Annotated in this window: 21 protein-coding genes; 8 read left to right on the plus strand and 13 right to left on the minus strand. The window is 65.4% G+C overall.

The features are described from left to right. Nucleotides 1-96: 96 nt before the first annotated feature. Together ACSQ3E_RS18140 and ACSQ3E_RS18145 are read right to left on the minus strand one after the other, a co-directional pair. Nucleotides 97-552, minus strand: coding sequence for a cyclic nucleotide-binding domain-containing protein (locus ACSQ3E_RS18140; protein WP_310326270.1), 456 nt, complete (start codon nt 550-552; stop codon nt 97-99). Nucleotides 553-681: 129 nt separating this feature from the next. Beyond that, nucleotides 682-1365, minus strand: coding sequence for a response regulator transcription factor (locus ACSQ3E_RS18145; protein ID WP_067956144.1), 684 nt, complete (start codon nt 1363-1365; stop codon nt 682-684). A gap of 211 nt (nt 1366-1576) precedes the next feature. On the opposite strand from ACSQ3E_RS18145, the gene ACSQ3E_RS18150 reads away from it, so the two are divergent. Next, nucleotides 1577-2044, plus strand: a complete 468-nt coding sequence (locus tag ACSQ3E_RS18150; RefSeq protein WP_436123890.1) for a L,D-transpeptidase family protein — start codon at nt 1577-1579, stop codon at nt 2042-2044. Nucleotides 2045-2128: 84 nt separating this feature from the next. On the opposite strand, the gene ACSQ3E_RS18155 is transcribed toward ACSQ3E_RS18150, so the two are convergent. After that, on the minus strand, nt 2129-2377 hold the full coding sequence (locus tag ACSQ3E_RS18155; protein WP_436123770.1) for a hypothetical protein: 249 nt from the start codon (nt 2375-2377) through the stop codon (nt 2129-2131). Between the two features lie 134 nt (nt 2378-2511). On the opposite strand from ACSQ3E_RS18155, the gene gcvA reads away from it, so the two are divergent. Continuing rightward, nucleotides 2512-3429, plus strand: coding sequence for a transcriptional regulator GcvA (gene gcvA, locus ACSQ3E_RS18160; RefSeq protein WP_436123771.1), 918 nt, complete (start codon nt 2512-2514; stop codon nt 3427-3429). On the opposite strand, the gene ACSQ3E_RS18165 is transcribed toward gcvA, so the two are convergent. From ACSQ3E_RS18165 to tsaD, 5 genes are read right to left on the minus strand one after another with little or no spacing between them, the layout of a single operon-like run. Continuing rightward, nucleotides 3430-4143 carry a class I SAM-dependent methyltransferase gene (locus ACSQ3E_RS18165; protein WP_436123772.1) on the minus strand — a complete coding sequence of 238 codons (714 nt, stop codon included), beginning with the start codon at nt 4141-4143 and terminating at the stop codon, nt 3430-3432. It abuts the gene before it with no gap. Beyond that, entirely contained in the window at nt 4098-4532 is a 435-nt protein-coding gene (locus ACSQ3E_RS18170) for an EVE domain-containing protein (protein ID WP_436123773.1), read from the minus strand. The genes ACSQ3E_RS18165 and ACSQ3E_RS18170 overlap by 46 nt, the downstream gene beginning before the upstream one ends. A gap of 22 nt (nt 4533-4554) precedes the next feature. Further along, nucleotides 4555-4851: a YciI-like protein gene (locus ACSQ3E_RS18175; RefSeq protein ID WP_310326255.1), complete on the minus strand. Its 297-nt coding sequence runs from the start codon at nt 4849-4851 to the stop codon at nt 4555-4557. A gap of 20 nt (nt 4852-4871) precedes the next feature. Next, nucleotides 4872-5855 (minus strand): NAD(P)H-dependent glycerol-3-phosphate dehydrogenase, encoded by a 984-nt coding sequence (locus tag ACSQ3E_RS18180; RefSeq protein ID WP_436123774.1) that lies wholly within the window; start codon nt 5853-5855, stop codon nt 4872-4874. Next, nucleotides 5852-6937 carry a tRNA (adenosine(37)-N6)-threonylcarbamoyltransferase complex transferase subunit TsaD gene (gene tsaD / locus ACSQ3E_RS18185; RefSeq protein WP_436123891.1) on the minus strand — a complete coding sequence of 362 codons (1086 nt, stop codon included), beginning with the start codon at nt 6935-6937 and terminating at the stop codon, nt 5852-5854. Before tsaD ends, ACSQ3E_RS18180 begins: the two co-directional genes overlap by 4 nt. A gap of 98 nt (nt 6938-7035) precedes the next feature. On the opposite strand from tsaD, the gene hemC reads away from it, so the two are divergent. The 6 genes from hemC to ACSQ3E_RS18215 all read left to right on the plus strand — a co-directional run bounded on the left by hemC (nt 7036) and on the right by ACSQ3E_RS18215 (nt 13009). Beyond that, nucleotides 7036-7965 carry a hydroxymethylbilane synthase gene (hemC, locus tag ACSQ3E_RS18190; RefSeq protein ID WP_436123775.1) on the plus strand — a complete coding sequence of 310 codons (930 nt, stop codon included), beginning with the start codon at nt 7036-7038 and terminating at the stop codon, nt 7963-7965. Then, complete coding sequence (locus ACSQ3E_RS18195) at nt 7966-8682, plus strand: uroporphyrinogen-III synthase (RefSeq protein WP_436123776.1); 717 nt, start codon at nt 7966-7968, stop codon at nt 8680-8682. It begins immediately after the preceding gene. Between the two features lie 121 nt (nt 8683-8803). Further along, a complete protein-coding gene (locus tag ACSQ3E_RS18200; RefSeq protein WP_436123777.1) occupies nt 8804-10177 on the plus strand; it encodes a COG4223 family protein in 1374 nt (457 codons plus the stop codon). A gap of 10 nt (nt 10178-10187) precedes the next feature. Next, nucleotides 10188-11765: a heme biosynthesis protein HemY gene (locus ACSQ3E_RS18205; RefSeq protein ID WP_436123778.1), complete on the plus strand. Its 1578-nt coding sequence runs from the start codon at nt 10188-10190 to the stop codon at nt 11763-11765. Nucleotides 11766-11812: 47 nt separating this feature from the next. Further along, nucleotides 11813-12292 (plus strand): TerB family tellurite resistance protein, encoded by a 480-nt coding sequence (locus ACSQ3E_RS18210; protein ID WP_436123779.1) that lies wholly within the window; start codon nt 11813-11815, stop codon nt 12290-12292. Between the two features lie 6 nt (nt 12293-12298). Continuing rightward, the gene (locus tag ACSQ3E_RS18215; RefSeq protein WP_436123780.1) at nt 12299-13009 is read left to right on the plus strand and encodes a glutamine amidotransferase; all 711 of its coding nucleotides are present in this window, start codon (nt 12299-12301) and stop codon (nt 13007-13009) included. 3 nt (nt 13010-13012) lie between these two features. Here the strand turns inward: ACSQ3E_RS18215 and ACSQ3E_RS18220 are convergent, their stop codons facing one another. The 5 genes from ACSQ3E_RS18220 to ACSQ3E_RS18240 all read right to left on the minus strand — a co-directional run bounded on the left by ACSQ3E_RS18220 (nt 13013) and on the right by ACSQ3E_RS18240 (nt 17434). Beyond that, nucleotides 13013-13474: an SgcJ/EcaC family oxidoreductase gene (locus ACSQ3E_RS18220; protein ID WP_436123781.1), complete on the minus strand. Its 462-nt coding sequence runs from the start codon at nt 13472-13474 to the stop codon at nt 13013-13015. A 144-nt stretch (nt 13475-13618) separates the two neighbouring features. Next, a complete protein-coding gene (locus ACSQ3E_RS18225; RefSeq protein ID WP_436123782.1) occupies nt 13619-14860 on the minus strand; it encodes an MFS transporter in 1242 nt (413 codons plus the stop codon). Nucleotides 14861-15044: 184 nt separating this feature from the next. Continuing rightward, nucleotides 15045-15476, minus strand: a complete 432-nt coding sequence (locus ACSQ3E_RS18230; protein ID WP_436123783.1) for a hypothetical protein — start codon at nt 15474-15476, stop codon at nt 15045-15047. 386 nt (nt 15477-15862) lie between these two features. Beyond that, nucleotides 15863-16069 carry a hypothetical protein gene (locus ACSQ3E_RS18235; protein WP_436123784.1) on the minus strand — a complete coding sequence of 69 codons (207 nt, stop codon included), beginning with the start codon at nt 16067-16069 and terminating at the stop codon, nt 15863-15865. A gap of 69 nt (nt 16070-16138) precedes the next feature. Beyond that, nucleotides 16139-17434: an O-antigen ligase family protein gene (locus ACSQ3E_RS18240; RefSeq protein ID WP_436123785.1), complete on the minus strand. Its 1296-nt coding sequence runs from the start codon at nt 17432-17434 to the stop codon at nt 16139-16141. Nucleotides 17435-17438 lie beyond the last annotated feature (4 nt).

The following is a 17438-nucleotide window of genomic DNA, read 5'->3' on the forward strand; positions in this document are numbered from 1 at the left end:
CGCTCCGCTCCGGTTCTCGAAATCCGTCATTTTCGGCTCGGCCTGACCTGAATCCGGTCGCGCTAGGCTGGCTGATTTGAATCGACGGCCGGCTCGCTACTTCCCGAATCTCGGCGCCATGCTTTCGATGCGGGCGAGCATGTCCTGGAGGTCTTCGAGGATGTGCTGGTGCAGCCGCTCCGCGGCCTCAGGGTATTCCTCGAGGATGCGGTGGAACATTTTGCGGTTGAGCCGGATAATTTCCGAATCAATGGCGGCGGCGGCGCTGGTGAGGCGCCGGGTGTCGGCGATGAGGGCGAGTTCGCCCAGCATCGAGCCGGGGCCGGCGGTGCCGACTTCGGCGCGCACGCCGTCAACCTCGCGGTAAAGCGCTATACGTCCCGATATCACGACATAGGCCGAATCGGCCTCGTCATCCTCGCGGTAGAGCTTGCGATCGGCAGGGAGGTTCACATTCTCCGCACCGAAAGCCAGCAAACGCAGCTGTTCTTGTGTGAAGCCCTCAAACAGCCTCACGCCGGACAGGATGCGGATGTCGTCATCCAGCGCCATTATGTCCCCGACTTCTCAGACTGGCTCCCTTCCCTGTTGTTAGCCCGGTTCCCCGTTCCAAACTAACAACATATTCTGCTTATCCCCCCGAAAACCAAAGCCGATTTTCGGGCCGATTCAGCAAACCAGTCAGGGGACCAGCTTGTATCCGCCGCTTTCTGTCACAAGAATTTCAGCATTGGAAGGATCGCGCTCGATCTTCTGGCGCAGCCGGTAGACATGGGTTTCCAGTGTGTGGGTCGTAACGCCTGAATTGTAACCCCAGACTTCCTCGAGAAGGACGTCGCGGGTGACCACCTTCTGGTCGGCGCGGTAGAGATATTTGATGATTGAGGCTTCCTTTTCGGTCAGCCTGACCTTGCCGCCACGGGCATCGATGAGAAGCTTCTGGCTCGGCTTGAAAGTATAGGGCCCGACCGAGAAGGTGGCGTCCTCGCTCTGCTCGTGCTGGCGCAGCTGGGCGCGGATGCGGGCGAGCAGGACGGCGAAGCGGAACGGCTTGGTGACATAGTCGTTGGCGCCGGCTTCGAGGCCGAGGATGGTGTCGGAATCGGTGTCGTGGCCGGTCAGCATGATGATCGGCGCCTTGTAGCCGCCCTTGCGCAGGATCTTGACCGCCTCGCGCCCATCCATGTCGGGCAGGCCGACATCCATGATCAGCAGGTCGATGAGGCCGGCACGCGCCGCGTTGACGCCCTTGGCGGCCGTCGCTTCCTCAAGGACTTCGAACTCCTCGTAGAGCGCCAGCTGTTCGACCAGCGTGCTGCGCAGATCGTCGTCATCGTCGACGATGAGGATGGTGCGTGAGGTCATGGATCAATCCGTTGTTTCAAAATCAGTATTCAGTTGACCGCGGCAATCGAATGCGGAAGCTGATCGCCACAACTTTCAGCGGTAGTGATTTGTTCCGCAAGGCGATCATACAAGAAAAATCAAAGGCGTAATTGGGGCGGGTGCATTTTTGCGCAATGGCATTTCGACAATCGTCGTGCGGGCCAAGCCCGGCGACCCGACCAAGGGGCTGATGCAGGTCGGCGGGCTGGTGTTTCCCTGCGCGCTGGGGCGCGGCGGCATCACCGCAAACAAGCGCGAGGGCGACGGCGGTACCCCGCTGGCTTCGATGCGGCTGTTGTCGGGCTATTTTCGCCGCGACCAGTTCGTGGCGGGGCAAAGCCGCCTGCCGATGAGCCCGATCGGGGCCGATCTCGGCTGGTGCGAGGTGCCCGACGACCGCAACTACAACAGGCCGGTGAAGATACCTTACGGCGCGAGCCACGAGCGGATGAAGCGCGACGACAGTCTCTACGACGCCTGCCTGGTGCTCGACTGGAACATCAGGCCGAGGCGGCGCGGGCGCGGCAGCGCGATCTTCTTCCATCTGGCGCGGCCGGGTTTCACGCCGACGCAAGGCTGCGTCGCGGTCACGGCGCAGGTGATGGCGCGGCTTCTGCCGCAGCTGTCACGACGTACGGTGCTGAAGGTGGTGCGCTAGGGGCTGGAAAGAAAGCGGCCCGAAGATCGGGAGACATGATCCTCGGGCCGAGCGTGCTCCCAGAGTGAGTTTGGGAGATGGGAATCAGCGGCGATTCTGGCGGCGAGGCTGCTGCCAGCCGATGTCGAGCAGGCCGAGACGGCCGAGTTCGGCGTCGACGGCCTTGGCGATATCCTTGCTGGCGATGCCGGTGTCGCGGCGATAATGCTCGGTCAGGCAGCCGAAATCCTCGGCCGGCAGCTTGAGCGCTGCGCTCATCTGGCGAAACCAGTCGAAAACCGGCTGCAGCCTGGCCGGCTGAACAAAAGTGGCTTTCAGGACATCGGTAGACATGGTCATTTCCGTTTCGTCCGGACATCAAATCCGGTTTGACATTGGTTGAACTGGGCTCATGATGCAGTGCTGAAAGGCAAAAGAGAAACGAGTAGTTCTTTCTCGACCATCAAACCAAATTTGAAGATCCGGCGATGCGCTTCGTACCTGGGACACGTGCTTTGCGAACGCTGGCGGCTGCCGGCAAGCATCTGAATTTCACCCGGGCGGCCGACGAGCTCGGCCTGACGCCGGCCGCGGTGAGCCACCAGATCAAGGAAATCGAGGACCAGCTCGGCGTCGTGCTGTTCACCCGCACCAGCCGCACCATCCGGTTGACCGAGGCGGGATCGGCGCTGGTGGATGCCTCGGTCGACGCGCTCGACCTGCTCAACCGCGCGGTGTCGCGGGCCCGCAAGATGACGCGCGGTACGGCCTTGCTGAAGGTGACGCTCGACGCGCAGTTCGCTTCGAAATGGCTGATGCGGCGCATCGACAGCTTCCGCAAGCTGCATCCTGATATCGAGCTGCGCTTCGATATCAGCTACGAGGTGCGCGATTTCGACCTCGACGACGTCGATGTCGCCATCCGCTTCGGCATGGGCAAGTATCCCGGGCTGGTCGCCGACAGGCTGTTCGACAACATGATCATCCCGGTGTGCAGCCCGGCGCTGCTGGCGTCGGGTCCGCCGCTCAGGGTGCCGCGCGACCTGTTTCACCATACGCTGGTGCATATCGAGTGGTCGCAGCAGGGCGTGACCTGGCCGAACTGGCGCATGTGGATGGCGGCCGCCGGGGTCGACGACTTCGACGACAGCCGCTCGGTGGTGTTCACGACCTCGTCAGATGCGGTGCAGGCCGCGATCGACGGCAGCGCGGTGGCGCTGGCCGATTTCGCCATGGTGGCGAACGACCTGTCGGAAGGGCGGCTGGTCCGGCCATTCGACCTCGGCATCCGGGTGTCACGCGAGTTCGCCTATTTCCTGGTCTATCCCAAGAACGCTGCCGACGACCCACGCATCGTGGCGTTCAGGGCGTGGATCCTCGACGAAGCCGAGAAGACGCAGACCTGATCAGGCGAAGCGCCAGACGGTGGTGCGCTTGACCTCGGCGTCCTCAAGCGCGCGGGTGACCGGCACCTCGTAGGTGGCAAGCTTTTCGAGCCGGTCCTTGGGCAAATAGGAGCGGCCGGGATCGCCGACGAGCACGTCGGCGCCGCGGGCCCGAAGCGCTTCGAACCACGGCACGAGCCGGTCGGCGAAGGGCTTTTCGTAGAAGACGTCGCCGGCGAGCACGACATCCCAGCCGTCGTCGCGCCCGACCTGGTCGGCGCCAATGAAGCCGACCTCGACCGCATTGGCCTCGGCATTGAGCCGGATTGCCGTTTCGCAGAACGGGTCGATGTCGGCGCCGGTGAGGCGTGCAGCCCCTGCCTTCATCGCAGCGATGGCCACGAGACCGGAGCCGGAGGCGAAGTCGAGCACGCGCTTGCCGGAAACGGTCTCGGGATGATCGAGAACATAACGCGCCAGACCCTGGCCGCCGGCCCAGGCGAAAGCCCAGAAGGGCGGTGGCAGGCCGATTTCGGACAGCTCTTCCTCGGTGCGGTGCCAGAGGTCATGCGCTTCGTCAGCGAGATGGAGTGCGACCTCGGGCACATGCGGTGGCCGCATCAGCGCCGTGTTGGCGCGGATGAAGCTTGCCGCACCCTCTGGCGTCAGGCGTGTCGAGGAAGCCGTGGTCACGGCGCCTTGTCGAGCCCGGCCATGCGGCAGACTTCCTGCCATTCGTCAGGGGTCACCGGCTGGACCGACAGGCGCATCGAGGTGACCAGCGCCATCTTTTCGAGCTTCGGATTGGCCTTGACGTTGGCAAGGGTGACGGGCTTGGGAACCGGGCTGTGGTAACGGATGTCGACGCATTCCCAGCGCGGGTCTTCGGTCGTGGTGTCATGGTGGGCGAGCGCGCAGACCTCGGCGATGCCGACGACTTCGAGCCCTTCATTGGAGTGGTAGAAAAAGCCGAGATCGCCGATCTGCATGGCGCGCATGTTGTTGCGGGCGAGGTAGTTGCGCACGCCGTCCCACTGCGTGCCGTCCTTGCCCTTGGCCTTCAGCATCTCGAAGGAGAATTTGAACGGCTCGGATTTGAACAGCCAGTATTTCTTCTCGCTCATGTCGTCCCCTCTTGGCTGGCGGTCAGGCGCTGGCCGGATTGTTGAAGACCCAATTCCACGGCCGGATCTGGACGCTCTCGAACAGGCCGGCCTTGGCGTAGGGGTCAGTGCCGGCGATTGCCTGGGCAGCGGCCTGATCAGTGGCTTCGATGACGACGAGCGATCCATCCGGCTTGCCGTCGGCGTCGAGGAAGGGGCCGGCGAATTTCAGCGCGCCCTTGGCATTGAGGTCGTTGAGGAAGGCGACATGGTCGGGCCGCGCGTCGAGGCGGACCTGGAGATGGTTCGGCTTGTCCTTGCAGATCAGTGCGAAAAGCATCGGTGTCGTGTCCTCCGTGTTCAGTCGGCTTCGGCGCGCAGCGGGCGGGTCATCAGCCCGGCGACGGCCTCGTTGATGGTGATGGCATTGTCGAGCAGGGCGGCGACCGCTTCGATGATCGGCGCGTCGAGGCCACGCTCGCGGGCGATGCGGGCGGCGATGTGGGCGGTGGCGACGCCTTCGGCGAGCGGACGGCCTGCGAGTTCTTCGCCTTTGCCGAGCGCCACGCCATAGGCGAAGTTGCGCGACTGCACCGACGAGCAGGTGAGCATCAGGTCGCCGAGGCCGGACAGGCCCATCAGCGTTTCGGGGCGGGCGCCGAAGGCAGCTCCGATGCGGCGCAGTTCGACGAAGCCACGGGTGACGAGCGCTGCCTGTGCCGAGGCGCCGAGGCCGGCACCTGTTACCGCACCGGCGGCGATGGCGAAGACGTTCTTCAGTGAGCCGCCGATTTCGACGCCGATCAGGTCGTCGCTGGAATAGCAGCGCAGGTTGGCGGCGGAGAAGCGGACCGCGAGCGCCGAGGCGAGCGCCTCGTCCTCGGCGGCGACGACGACGGCGGTGGGCAGGCCGCGCGAGACATCGGTGGCGAAGCTTGGGCCGGACAGCGCCGCCACGGGATTGTCGGGCAGGATCGCGCTGGAGATGTCGGACAGCAGCCTGCCGGTGTCGCGCTCGATGCCCTTGGCGCAGAGCACAAGCGGAACGTCGTCCGCTATATGCGGCTTGATCTCGGTCAGCACGCTGCGCAGGGCTTGTGCAGGGGTGACGACCAGCACGCAATCGGTGCCGGCAAGCGCCTGGGCAAGGTCAGTGGTGGCGGCGATGCCGGTTTCGAAGGTGATGCCGGGGAGATAGCGCGGGTTGGTGCCCTTGGCGATCGCCGCGACGCTGTCTGTGTCGCGGGCCCAGAGCGTGACGGCATGGCCGGCGCGCAGCATGGCCAGCGCAAGTGCCGTGCCCCAGGCGCCGCCGCCGAGAACCGTGACCTTGTATGCGCTCATGCCTTGGCTCCCCGCCTGCCGGAACCGACCACAGGTGCCGACACGCTGTCCAGCGGCCAGCGCGAGCGCGGCACAAAATCGAATGCGTCCGGCTCGACGAGATCGGCGCGCAGGCGCTCGATGCCGGCCCAGGCGATCATCGCCGCATTGTCGGTGCACAGCGCCATCGGCGGAGCGATGAAGGCAAAGCCGGTCTTGGCGCAGAGCTTTTCCAGCATGGCGCGGATCTGCTTGTTGGCGGCGACGCCGCCAGCGACGACAAGTGCGGGGGCTGCGGTATCAGGGAACTCGGCGCGGAAGCGGGCCAGCGCGCGCTTGACTCGGTCGTTGAGCGTGTCGGTGACGGCGGCCTGGAAAGAGGCGCAGATGTCGGCGACATCCTGGTCGCTGAGCGGCGCCACCGAGGTCGCTGCCTGGCGCACCGAGGTCTTGAGGCCGGAGAAGGAAAAATCGGGCTGGGCCGAGCCCTTCATTGGACGCGGGAAGACGAAGCGGGTGGCGTCGCCCGACTGCGCCGCCTTTTCGACATTGGGGCCGCCGGGATAAGGCAAAGCCAGCATCTTGGCGGTCTTGTCGAAGGCCTCGCCGAGCGCGTCGTCGATGGTGGTGGCCCAGCGCTGGTAGTCGCCGACGCCCTGGACCAGGACGATCTGGGTGTGGCCGCCTGAAACAAGCAGCAAGAGGTAAGGAAATTCGAGGCCGTCGGTGAGCCGCGCGGTCAGCGCGTGGCCCTCGAGGTGGTTGATGGCGATCAGCGGTTTGCCCACTGAAGCGGCGATCGCCTTGGCTGTCATCAGCCCGACGATCAGCCCGCCGACGAGGCCGGGACCGGCGGTGGCGGCGATGGCGTCGATGTCTTCAAGGGCAACGCCAGAATCCTCGAGTGCCGCCTCGACGATGCCGTCGAGCGCCTCGACATGCGCGCGCGCGGCGATCTCCGGCACGACGCCGCCAAAGGCAGCATGCTCCTCGATCTGGCTGAACACGGTGCTCGACAGAATGCGGGGTGGCTGCCCGGATTCGAGCGCAACGACGCTGGCCGCGGTTTCGTCGCAGCTCGTCTCGATGCCAAGAACACGGATCAATTGGTCGCTACCCTGCATGATTGCCCGGTGGTAATTTCCTAGATAGGAGGTACGGGACCGCCCCGCCAGCGCGGGGTTATCACGGACCAAGCGCTATGCAAACTAGAGCCTTGAGAATCGGAACCCGCGGCAGCCTGCTGGCGCTCGCCCAGGCGCATGAGACGCGTGCGCGGCTGATGGCGGCACATGGCCTGCCGGAAGAGGCGTTCGAGATCGTGACGATTTCGACCAGCGGCGACCGTATCCAGGACCGCCCGCTGTCGATGGCCGGCGGCAAGGGGCTGTTCACCAAGGAACTGGAAGAGGCGATGTATGCCGGCGAGATCGATATCGCCGTGCATTCGTCCAAGGACATGCCAACGCAGCTGCCCGACGGACTCGAACTGTCGGCGTTCCTGCCGCGCGAGGACCCAAGGGATGCGTTCATCGGCCGCGCGGCGCCCAGCATCATGGAGCTGCCGCAAGGTGCTGTCGTCGGTTCGTCGTCGCTGAGGCGCCAGGCGCTGATCCGGCGCATGCGGCCCGATCTCGACGTGGTGATGTTCCGCGGCAACGTGCAGACCCGGTTGCGGAAGCTCGACGAGGGCGTGGCCCAGGGTACGATCCTTGCCAATGCCGGCCTGCGGCGCCTCGGGCTCGAAGAGGTCATTACCGACCTGATGGCGCTCGACGTCTTTCCGCCGGCCCCCGGGCAAGGTGCCATCTGTATCGAAAGCCGGATCGGCGACACCGATGTCACCAACATGCTCCAGGCGATCGACCACAAGCCCACAGGCCAGGCACTGGCCTGCGAGCGGGCGTTTCTGGCGGCCCTCGACGGCTCATGCCGGACACCGATCGCCGGTTACGCCGAGATTGACGGCGACAGGCTTTCTTTCTCTGGGCTTATCCTGACGCCGGATGGTACGCTGTGGCACGAGGCCAAGGCCGAGGGCAGGGTGGCGGATGCCGCCGAGATCGGCCGCAATGCCGGCGACGAGGTGCGGGCACGAGCCGGCACGACATTCTTCGAGGGATGGAGCTAGATGGCACAGCGGGTGCTGGTGACGAGGCCGGAACCCGGCGCCACCCGCACCGCGCGGCGCCTTGAAGCGCTCGGCTTCGAACCGGTGCTTTTGCCACTTTCCGAAACGCGGCCGCTGCCGGTGGCGCGCGAAAGCGTTCCGTCCGGCGCGACGGCGATCGCCGTGACAAGCGCCAACGCATTGCGACATGCCCCGAGCGGGCTGGTCGAGCGTCTGCGAGGCCTGCCCTGTCACGCCGTGGGCGCAAAGACGGCGGAAAGCGCGCGCAAGGCCGGCTTCTACTCGGTCAACGAAGGTCCTGGCGACGCGGTTGCGCTTGCCGACATGATCTCCATCGAACTCGGCAAGGCGACGGTTGCCTATCTGTGCGGCCGGGTGCGGATGCCGGAATTCGAACGTCGCCTTGGCGTCAACGGCGTGCGGGTGGTGCCGATCGAAACCTATGACACTGTCGCGCTCAATCCGGCGCCGTCCTTCGTGCGCCAGCAGCTTGGCGGGCAACCAATCGACGCCGTGCTCGTTTACTCGGCGCGCGCGGCCGCCGCCTTCGGGTCGCTGATGGAAATGCAGGCCGAGGCGGATTTCCTGATGCGCAACGCGCGTTGCCTTTGCCTGTCCGGCCGCATCGCTTCGGCGCTGGTCGGCGGGCTCAGGGTCGAGGTCGCGCGCGATCCGAACGAGGACGCGCTGCTGGCGCTTCTTGGCGATCCGGACTGACGGGAAGGCTACTTGCCATCAACCGGCCTTTTTTCGCGGGACGGTGGATGTTACTGGTTTTTGATCTTCGAACCCGCATCTGCTGCGGGATTTATGCCAACTAAATCGCGGAGCCCCCAGCATGGTCAAGACGCCGAAGACGCGCCATTCGAAGACGCATCGCGATCCGGTGACGATCGAGCTGGAGCCCGGCGCCGTGTCGCGCGTCGAAGCGGCTGCCAAGCCTGAAGCAGCGGCCGAAGCGGTCGCGGCGACGGTCGGCGACGAGGCCACGGCTTCGGCAGAGACACTGTCGGCGGAGACTGCGGCGAAGGGCGACAGCGGCTATGCCTCCTACGACTACAGCTTCGACAACGGTAAGCCGGCCGAAACGGCCAAGGCTGAGGCATCGTCGAGTGCATCTTCGTCGAGCTCGGCTGGGTCGCGCGCGACAAGTGCGGCGCCTTCGGTTGCGGCCTCATCTGGGCGTCAGTCTGCCTCCGGGCTGCTGCCGGGCCTGGCGGGCGGTGTGATTGCGCTGCTGGTGGCCGGTGGGCTGCAATATGCCGGCGTGCTTGGCGCGCCCGGCGCCGGAACTGGCGACAACGAACAGATGCAGACTGAAATTGCCTCGCTGAAGTCTCAACTGGCCGACCTCGGTGCAGCGGCCAATGGCGGGGCCTCGCTGAAGGGCGACGTCGACGGCCTGGCTACAGCGGTGCAGCAGGTGAAGTCGGATATCGAGGCGCTGAAAGCCACGGCCGGCCAGGCCGGATCGAATGAGGCGCTTGCCGCGCTCGACGGCCGTATCAAGCAGGTCGAAACGGCAGTGACCTCGCTCAGCCAGAACAACGGCGCGTCGAGCGAGATCGCAGCACTCACCGAGCGTGTCACCGGGCTGGACGCGGCAGTGAAGTCGGCTGGCGAGGCGGCGACTGCTGACGACGGCAAGATCGCGACGCTGGAGCAGTCCATCTCCGCGCTCACCTCGAAGGTCGATGCGCAGGCATCGCAGCCCAAGATCGCGCTGGCGATCGCGGCCTCGGCGCTGAAGGCTGCGGTCGACCGGGGGGCGGGTTTCGGCGCCGAGCTCGAAACCTTCGCGGCGATTTCCCCCGAGGCGCCGGAACTGGCGGCACTCAGGGCGCATGCCGAAAAAGGCGTGCCGACGCGCGCTGACATAGTGGCCGAAACCGATGCGGCCGCGAACGCGATGATCGCGGCGGCCAAGCCGGTCAACGAGGATGCCGGCATCCTCGAACGGCTGGTGTCGAGCGCCGAGCAGCTGGTTCAGGTGCGGCCGATCGGGGCGGTCGAGGGCAACGGCGTGCCAGAGACGGTGGCGCGCATGGAGGTGGCGGTCAACCAGGGCGATTTCGCCAAGGCGCTGGCCGAATACGACACGCTGCCCAAGACGGCGAAGGCTGCGGGTACCGACTTCGTATCCAAGCTCAAGGCGCGGCTCGACGTCGAAACGCTTGTCGACAAGCTTGTCGCCGGCGCGATGAAGGCATGAGGGACGCCAGATGATCCGTATCCTGTTTTATCTGGCCATCGTCTTTGCGCTCGGGCTGGGCTTTGCCTGGCTGGCGGACCGTCCCGGCGACATGGTCGTGACCTTCAGCGGCTATCAGTACAAGGTCAGCCTGATGGTGGCGGCGGTGGCGATTACCGCCATCGTTGCAGCAGTGATGCTGAGCTGGTGGCTCACCAAAGCGGTTTGGAATAGCCCTTTCACCATCGCCCGGCATTTTCGCGCCCGCCGGCGTGACCGCGGCTATCAGGCGCTGTCGACCGGCATGATCGCTGCCGGAGCGGGCGACGCGGCCCTTGCGCGCAAGAAGAACAAGGAAGCCGCCAAGCTGATCAACTCCGACCAGGAGCCGCTGATCCTGCTGCTCGATGCCCAGGCGTCGCTGCTGGAAGGCGACCACGACACCGCGCGGCAGAAGTTCGAGGCGATGCTCGACGATCCCGAGATGCGGCTGCTCGGCCTGCGCGGGCTCTATCTCGAAGCCGAACGGCTGGGCGATCGTGCCGCGGCGCGCCACTATGCCGGCCGTGCCGCCGGCCTTGCGCCGCAGCTTGGCTGGGCCGCCGATTCGACCCTCGAGGAAAAGTGCGAGCGCGGCGACTGGGATGGCGCGCTGGCGCTCATCGATGCGCAGAAGTCGACGCGCCAGATCGAGCGCGACGTGGCCAACAACAAACGTGCGGTGCTGTTGACCGCCAAGGCGATGTCGCTGTTCGAAGGCGATTTCAATGCCGCGCGGACCGCAGCGCTTGAAGCCAACAGGCTGCGGCCCGGTTTCGGCCCGGCGGCGGCGATTGCCGCCAGGGCGCTGTTTCGCCAGAACGACGTGCGCAAGGGCTCGAAGGTGCTGGAAACCGCCTGGAAGACGGAGCCGCTGCCCGACATCGCCGAGCTCTACGTCCATGGCCGCCCTGGCGATGCCGTGCTCGACCGGCTGGCGCGGGCGAAGAAGCTGCAATCGCTGAAGCAGAACCACCCGGAATCCTCGCTCGCCGTGGCGCGGGCGGCACTGGAAGCACAGGACTACAAGCTGGCACGCTCCGAGGCAGAGGCCGCGGCGCGGATGCAGCCGCGCGAAGGCGCCTATCTTTTGCTGGCTGACATCGAGGAAGCGCAGAGCGGCGACCAGGGCAAGGTGCGGCAATGGCTGTCGCGCGCCGTGCGCGCGCCGCGCGACCCGGCCTGGGTGGCGGATGGCGTGGTATCGGAGCGCTGGGCGCCGTTCTCGCCGGTGACCGGCAGGCTCGACGCCTTCGAATGGAAGGCGCCGGAAGAGCGGCTCGGCCATCTGATCGAACAGGACGACGAGCCGGCCGAGCGGGTGTCGATCCCGAGCATTCCGGCAGCTCAGCCGGCCGGCGACGACATCGTTGATGTGATCGTCGAGGATGAGGTGGTGCCGGAGACTGTGGCAGCGCAGCCGGTGCCTGCGCGCGCGGTGCCGCCGGCGACCGATGGCGCGACGCTAACCGACGACGACAAGGCCGAACCGATCCGCTTGCCCGACGACCCCGGCGTCGACCCCGAGGTGGAGCGGGAAAACGCCCAGAAGCGGTTCCGTTTGTTTTGATTACAGCTCGACCCTAGATCTAGGTTTGGCCCAAACAGGATTTGGTGATGTTCGAACGCATGATTTCGTTTCTGAAGGACCTGCCGGCTGCGGGGTCAAAGGCGAACCGCGAGGACGATCCGCGCGTTGCCGCGGCGGCGCTGATGTATCATGTCATGGACGCCGACGGCGACCGGCAGGACGTCGAGTGGGAGCGGGTCAAGCAGTTGCTGAGCCAGAGCTACGGAATTTCGGGCAGCGAGCTCGACCGGCTGGTCAAGGCCGGCGAGCAGGCCGACAACGAGGCGATCGATCTCTACGCCTTCACCAGCGTGCTCAAGCGCAGCCTCGACGACCAGGCGCGCAAGGACTTCATCGGCATGATGTGGGAGATCGTCTATGCCGACGGCGAGCTGCACGAGATGGAGGACAACACCATCTGGCGCATCGCCGAGCTGATCGGCGTGGAAAGCCGCGACCGCGTTGAAGCCAAGCGTAAGGCGGCTGAGAAGGCGCAGCGCTCGATCGGACCTGAAGCGGACGAGTAGCAGCCAATGCCGGGCAAGGCGCGACCCAAGGTCCTGGTGGTGCTGCATCAGGAGCATTCGAGTGCCGGCCGCGTCGGCCATGTGCTGATCGAGAATGGCTTCGACCTCGACATCCGCCGGCCGCCGCTGGGCGACCAGCTGCCCGACACACTCGACGGACATGCCGGTGCGGTGGTCTTCGGCGGCCCGATGAGTGCCAACGACCACGACGAGTTCGTGCGCCGCGAGACCGACTGGCTGGCGGTACCGCTCAGGGAAAATCGGCCTTTTCTCGGCATCTGCCTCGGAGCGCAGATGCTGGTCAACCATCTCGGCGGCAAGGTCGAAGGCCATGGCGAGGGGCTTGTCGAGATTGGCTGGTATCCGATCAAGGCGACCGAGGAAGGCCGCAAGCTGATGCACTGGCCTGAGATGGTCTACCAGTTCCACCGTGAGGGCTTTTCGCTGCCCAGGGATGCAGTGCTGCTGGCATCGTCGGACAGCTATCCCAACCAGGCCTTCCGTTATAGCGACAACGCCTGGGGCATCCAGTTCCACGCCGAACTGACACGCGTGATGATGCAGCGCTGGGTGGTGCGCGGGGCCGAGCGCTTCGTTTTGCCGGGCGCCCAGCCCGGCCGCGACCATCTCGGCGGCCGGCTGATCTGGGACATGCATCTCAAGCGCTGGCTCGACGAATTCCTGGCCAGGATCTTCGGCGAGCCGGCAAAGGACTGAGGTCTATTTCTTGCCGTCGCGGGCGTCGATCTCGCCCTGCTGCGTGTCGATCGCTGCTGTCTGTACCTTGGTATTCTGGCCGGCGCCGATCATCCAGCGGCCACCCTCCTTCACCAGCATGTAAAGCGGCGAACCTTCCAGTTCGCCTGCGATCGGCGTGCCATCCTTGTGGACCGGGCGCTGGCGGACATTCACCGCCGCGACCTCAGGGCTCAGCATGGTGACATGGGCAACGTCATAGCGCGCATACTGGTCGCCCAGGTCAGGCGTCAGCACCTTTCGGGTGAAGTCGGCGATCTCGGCCTTGCTGGTGAAGCGCCGGCCGAAAGCGGTGACCCAGACGGCGTCGGGGCGAAACAATGCGAGGAAATCGTCGGCGGAGCGCTCGTTCTGCGATCGCTCGACTTCCGAGATCAGCTTGTTGATCAAGGCGAGGTCGTTGTCATCCACATTGGCCATGGTCATTCCACACTATCCCGATGCTCGCACAGTGTTCTTCATTGCCGCGATCTGGCGGGGCAAGCATCGCAATCGCCTAATCGATGTAGAGGAATGTATGAATACGTTGCGATATTTGCAACGCCGGCAAAGCAGCCCGGATCGGAACGTTCAGACGTGCCGGTCGAGGTGCCTGACCTTGCGCAGGGCAGGGAATGTCCAGGCCCAGATGCCTGCGACGGCGATGGCGCCGATGCCACCGAAGACGACGGCGGGTGCTGTGCCGATGAGCGCGGCCATGGTGCCGGCGCGGAACTCGCCGAGCTCGTTGGAAGCGCCGACAAAGACGCCGTTGACCGCGTTGACGCGGCCACGGACATGGTCGGGCGTCCACAGCTGGATCAGTGTTTCCCTGATGTAGACGCTGACCATGTCGGTGGCGCCGAGCAGTGCCAGCGCTGCAATCGACAGCCACGGGATCGTAGATATGCCGAAGACCGCGGTGGCGACGCCGAACAGTGCCACGAAGACGAACATGACCTTGCCGGCATGGTCGCGGATCGGGTGGCCGGCGAGCCATACGGCGACGATGATGGCGCCGACGCCGGGCGCGGCGCGGAGCAGGCCGAGGCCCCACGGTCCGAGGTCGAGGATGTCGCGCGCATAGACCGGCAGCAATGCCACTGCCCCTGACAGCAGCACGGCGAAGAGGTCGAGCGAGATGGCGCCGAGCACGACCTTTTCGCCCCAGATGTAGCGGAAACCGGCGAACAGCGTCTCGACGGACGGCTTGTCGGTCTCGCTGCGCTGGACCGGCCGGGGGATGGAGAAGATCAGCGCCGTCGACGCCAGCATCAGGGCTGCGGCAGCCCCATAGGCAACCTCGGGCGACAGGCCGTAGAGCAGGCCGCCGGCGACCGGGCCGACGATCGTCGCCGTCTGCCAGGCCGACGAATTCCAGGCGACCGCATTGGCGAAATCTTCCGACGGCACGAGGTTGGCGACCAGCGACGCCGATGCCGGGCCGAAGAAGGCGCGCGCGATGCCGAAGACGGCGAGCACGGCGAAGATCGGCAAGGGGGTTGCCAGACCGTGGAAGGTCAGCGCCAGCAGTGCTGCGGCACAGGCGGCCTCGACAAGGGCGGACAGGCCCATGATCAGCCTGCGGCCGAAACGGTCGGCCACGACGCCGGTGACCAGAACGAGAAGCAGCGCGGGGGCAAACTGGATGACGCCGACAAGGCCGAGGTCGAACGGATCGCGGGTCAGGTCATAGACCTGCCAGCCGACGCCGACCGAGATGATCTGGGTCGAGAAGGTGCCGAGGAAGCGCGCCACCCAGTAGCGCGAGAACGCGCCGTGGCGGAAGGCGGCGAAGCGCTGTTCGGGTGCCGTAGCGGTCTGGGATGTCATCGGGGTGGGCGAAAGCACCTGTTGCGGCGCCGGCCCGGATCGCGCCAGCTGACACGCGCTGCATAGCGCAGTTTGTTGCCGGGCGGGCGGACAAAATCGGCTGGATCAAGACTTTTCGGATTTGGCCAACGTTGGCCCGGCACTCATGTCACCGGGCCAACGCCGCGCGGTCCTGGCGAGGTTGCTACCTGACGAAGACCGTAACCGCGCCATCGGCAGCGATGCTGGCAGCAACGATGGCCGAGATGCCGACAGTCTGGGCGTCGATCTGCTTCTTCAGCGCGCTGTTGGCCATGATCGCGGCCTGCACGCCGGTGATGTCGGCCTCATTGTCGCTGACCGCCTTGTCCAGCGCCTGCTTGTCGCCGCCATTGACGATATCGGACACCTTGACGACATGGACGCTGCCGACTGTCGTCATCGCCTGGATCGCCGTTGCGGTGCTCCGGCTGGCCTCGATGGCCGACATGACGGTGCCGAGATCGGCCTTTGCGCCGGTGCTGGCTGTGATGGAGCTATCCACCTGCGCAGCCGGCTTGGCGGCGTCCTCGGCTGCGGCGGGCACCGCCAGCGTCGCTGACGCGATCACGATCGCGATTGCGCGTGCATGTTTCATCTCTTTCCTCTCGAATTTTTGGCCGCCCGCCCAGGTGACTAACCGACCGGGCCGGCTTCGGTTCCGCCGAAATGGCGCTGCGAGAAAAAGTCCTGTTACAGCGCGTGCAGAGAGTTGAGCCGGACATTGCGCGGTGGCGCGACGACATCTGCAAGCCGAGGCCAGACGCGGCCAATCATGCGCCCATCATCCACAGCACCGCACTCGACGCCCCGAACACCACCGCGAGATAGAACCAGTCTGTCCAATCCATCGATGACTCCCGTGATCAAGGCATGACCCGCAACCGCCCTGCCAGCGGTGCATCCCGCGTGTTGCCGCTCGGCGGCAGTTGCGCGGCAACAGTCCGATTCTGTGCCTGGACGCCTGTCAACTGGCGACGCCGGTCACTGCAGGAGATGCATTACCAGGATGAAGGCCGTCGCATTGGTGTGGAGCATCGTTGTTGCCATCGCCAGCATCGTGGCCGCGACGAAATACAACTCTGTGCGCTGCTCACCCTTTTCGGGGCGTTGCGGTTGGAGTGGCGTCGGCATGGTGTCGGCTCCAGCAATATCAGATGAATCAATTCCCGAAACGACCGACAGTTCCATGACGTCGCTGAGGAATTGGCAGACGGCTGGTACTCTGGTTCGAGGGCCGCGCGGTGCTGGCAGGCTGCGCTACCTCTGAATGCCTTGAACGACGTTGTTCGATGACATGGAAGGGCTGTGCGGGCGCCAGTCCGATGCCGAAGCAGAGCTTCGCAGTGCCGCCGGTTCCTTGGCGCGGGCCCAGCAGTAATAGAGCAGGAACGAGCCGATGACGTAGGGCTGGAGGATGTCGACCTCGAAGAACGAGCGGATGACCAGGAGCGCGAGCAGGCCTGTCTGCAGCAAGGCTTCGGTCCAGTCGCCGTCGGAGAGCAGGCGCGTGATGCAGAGCCTGAGGATGGCGAGCAGCGGCAGCACGATCATGATGGCGCCGACATAGCCTGTTTCCACCAGCGCTTCGATGTAGGTGTTGTGGAAATGAAAGCCGGTGCGGGCGGGGATGTAGAATTCGCTCCACAGCCGTTCGGCCTCGGAAAAGCCCTGCACCCAGTAGGCGGCGTAACCGACGCCGAGCAGCGGTGTGTTGGCCGCAGCATCAATACCCTGCTGCCAGAGATAGGTGCGGCCGGTCAGCGTCGAATCCTTGCCGAAGGCGCCGAGCACCATGTCGACCGCGCCGACATTGAGGGCGGCCAGCACGGCTGCGCCGGCAAGCGCGAGACCGGCGGCGAAGAAGATCCTGCGGTTGCTTGGCGAGAACGCTTCCAGCCCGGCGATGGCGACGACCATGGCGATGGCCGCGGGCGTGGCGAGCATCGAGGTCGCCGATTGCGACAGCACCAGCGATGCGGCCGAAAGAGCGACGACGCCGAGGGAAAGGAGGCGAGCGATGCGGCCGCGGGTCAAAAACAGCGCGAAGTAGCAGCCGAACAGCACGCCGAGCGAGGCGTAGAAACCGAGCTGGTTCTTGGAGCCGAAGGCGCCGACGAAACTGTAGGTGCCGTCGAGCGCGTCGTAAACGTAGCCGCCCTGCAGCATCGAGTAGCCGAGGATGACGGCGATGCCTGATATGGCACCGATGCACAGTGTGCGCGCATCGATCACGCGGGCGGCAATGACGGCGCAGACGACATGCGTGAGGTACTGGAGGGCCGCGCGCGCGGTGACGTCAGGCGCGTCGGACCAGAAATAGGACAGGCAGGCCAGCAGCGCGAAGGCCAGCAGCTGCGGTGACTGCGCGAGGCGGAGGAGCGTGAAGCGGTAGTCGACCAGCATCAGCGGCAGCCAGACCGCGTAATACATCAGGATCGAGGCCTGGCCGATGCGGAAGGAATAGGCGAAGACGAAGAACGAAACGGCGACCGCAAACGCGCCATACAGCGTGTTGCGGCCGGGTTCGACCAGCGACGACTTCCTGATCCGCATCGCG

Origin of the sequence: Aminobacter sp. LjRoot7 (assembly GCF_964252895.1) — a bacterium.
GTDB lineage: Bacteria > Pseudomonadota > Alphaproteobacteria > Rhizobiales > Rhizobiaceae > Aminobacter > Aminobacter aminovorans_B.

Coding starts and splice junctions, on each gene's coding strand:
- ACSQ3E_RS18210 (WP_436123779.1), top strand. CDS start 11,813: ATGTTCGAACGCATGATTTCGTTTCTGAAGGACCTGCCGGCTGCGGGG.
- ACSQ3E_RS18155 (WP_436123770.1), bottom strand. CDS start 2,377: ATGTCTACCGATGTCCTGAAAGCCACTTTTGTTCAGCCGGCCAGGCTG.
- ACSQ3E_RS18235 (WP_436123784.1), bottom strand. CDS start 16,069: ATGGAACTGTCGGTCGTTTCGGGAATTGATTCATCTGATATTGCTGGA.
- ACSQ3E_RS18175 (WP_310326255.1), bottom strand. CDS start 4,851: ATGCTTTTCGCACTGATCTGCAAGGACAAGCCGAACCATCTCCAGGTC.
- ACSQ3E_RS18180 (WP_436123774.1), bottom strand. CDS start 5,855: ATGAGCGCATACAAGGTCACGGTTCTCGGCGGCGGCGCCTGGGGCACG.
- hemC (WP_436123775.1), top strand. CDS start 7,036: ATGCAAACTAGAGCCTTGAGAATCGGAACCCGCGGCAGCCTGCTGGCG.
- ACSQ3E_RS18150 (WP_436123890.1), top strand. CDS start 1,577: ATGCAGGTCGGCGGGCTGGTGTTTCCCTGCGCGCTGGGGCGCGGCGGC.
- ACSQ3E_RS18220 (WP_436123781.1), bottom strand. CDS start 13,474: ATGACCATGGCCAATGTGGATGACAACGACCTCGCCTTGATCAACAAG.
- ACSQ3E_RS18165 (WP_436123772.1), bottom strand. CDS start 4,143: ATGGCAGGAAGTCTGCCGCATGGCCGGGCTCGACAAGGCGCCGTGACC.
- ACSQ3E_RS18200 (WP_436123777.1), top strand. CDS start 8,804: ATGGTCAAGACGCCGAAGACGCGCCATTCGAAGACGCATCGCGATCCG.
- ACSQ3E_RS18215 (WP_436123780.1), top strand. CDS start 12,299: ATGCCGGGCAAGGCGCGACCCAAGGTCCTGGTGGTGCTGCATCAGGAG.
- ACSQ3E_RS18205 (WP_436123778.1), top strand. CDS start 10,188: ATGATCCGTATCCTGTTTTATCTGGCCATCGTCTTTGCGCTCGGGCTG.
- ACSQ3E_RS18225 (WP_436123782.1), bottom strand. CDS start 14,860: ATGACATCCCAGACCGCTACGGCACCCGAACAGCGCTTCGCCGCCTTC.
- ACSQ3E_RS18195 (WP_436123776.1), top strand. CDS start 7,966: ATGGCACAGCGGGTGCTGGTGACGAGGCCGGAACCCGGCGCCACCCGC.
- gcvA (WP_436123771.1), top strand. CDS start 2,512: ATGCGCTTCGTACCTGGGACACGTGCTTTGCGAACGCTGGCGGCTGCC.
- ACSQ3E_RS18170 (WP_436123773.1), bottom strand. CDS start 4,532: ATGAGCGAGAAGAAATACTGGCTGTTCAAATCCGAGCCGTTCAAATTC.
- ACSQ3E_RS18230 (WP_436123783.1), bottom strand. CDS start 15,476: ATGAAACATGCACGCGCAATCGCGATCGTGATCGCGTCAGCGACGCTG.
- ACSQ3E_RS18140 (WP_310326270.1), bottom strand. CDS start 552: ATGGCGCTGGATGACGACATCCGCATCCTGTCCGGCGTGAGGCTGTTT.
- ACSQ3E_RS18240 (WP_436123785.1), bottom strand. CDS start 17,434: ATGCGGATCAGGAAGTCGTCGCTGGTCGAACCCGGCCGCAACACGCTG.
- ACSQ3E_RS18145 (WP_067956144.1), bottom strand. CDS start 1,365: ATGACCTCACGCACCATCCTCATCGTCGACGATGACGACGATCTGCGC.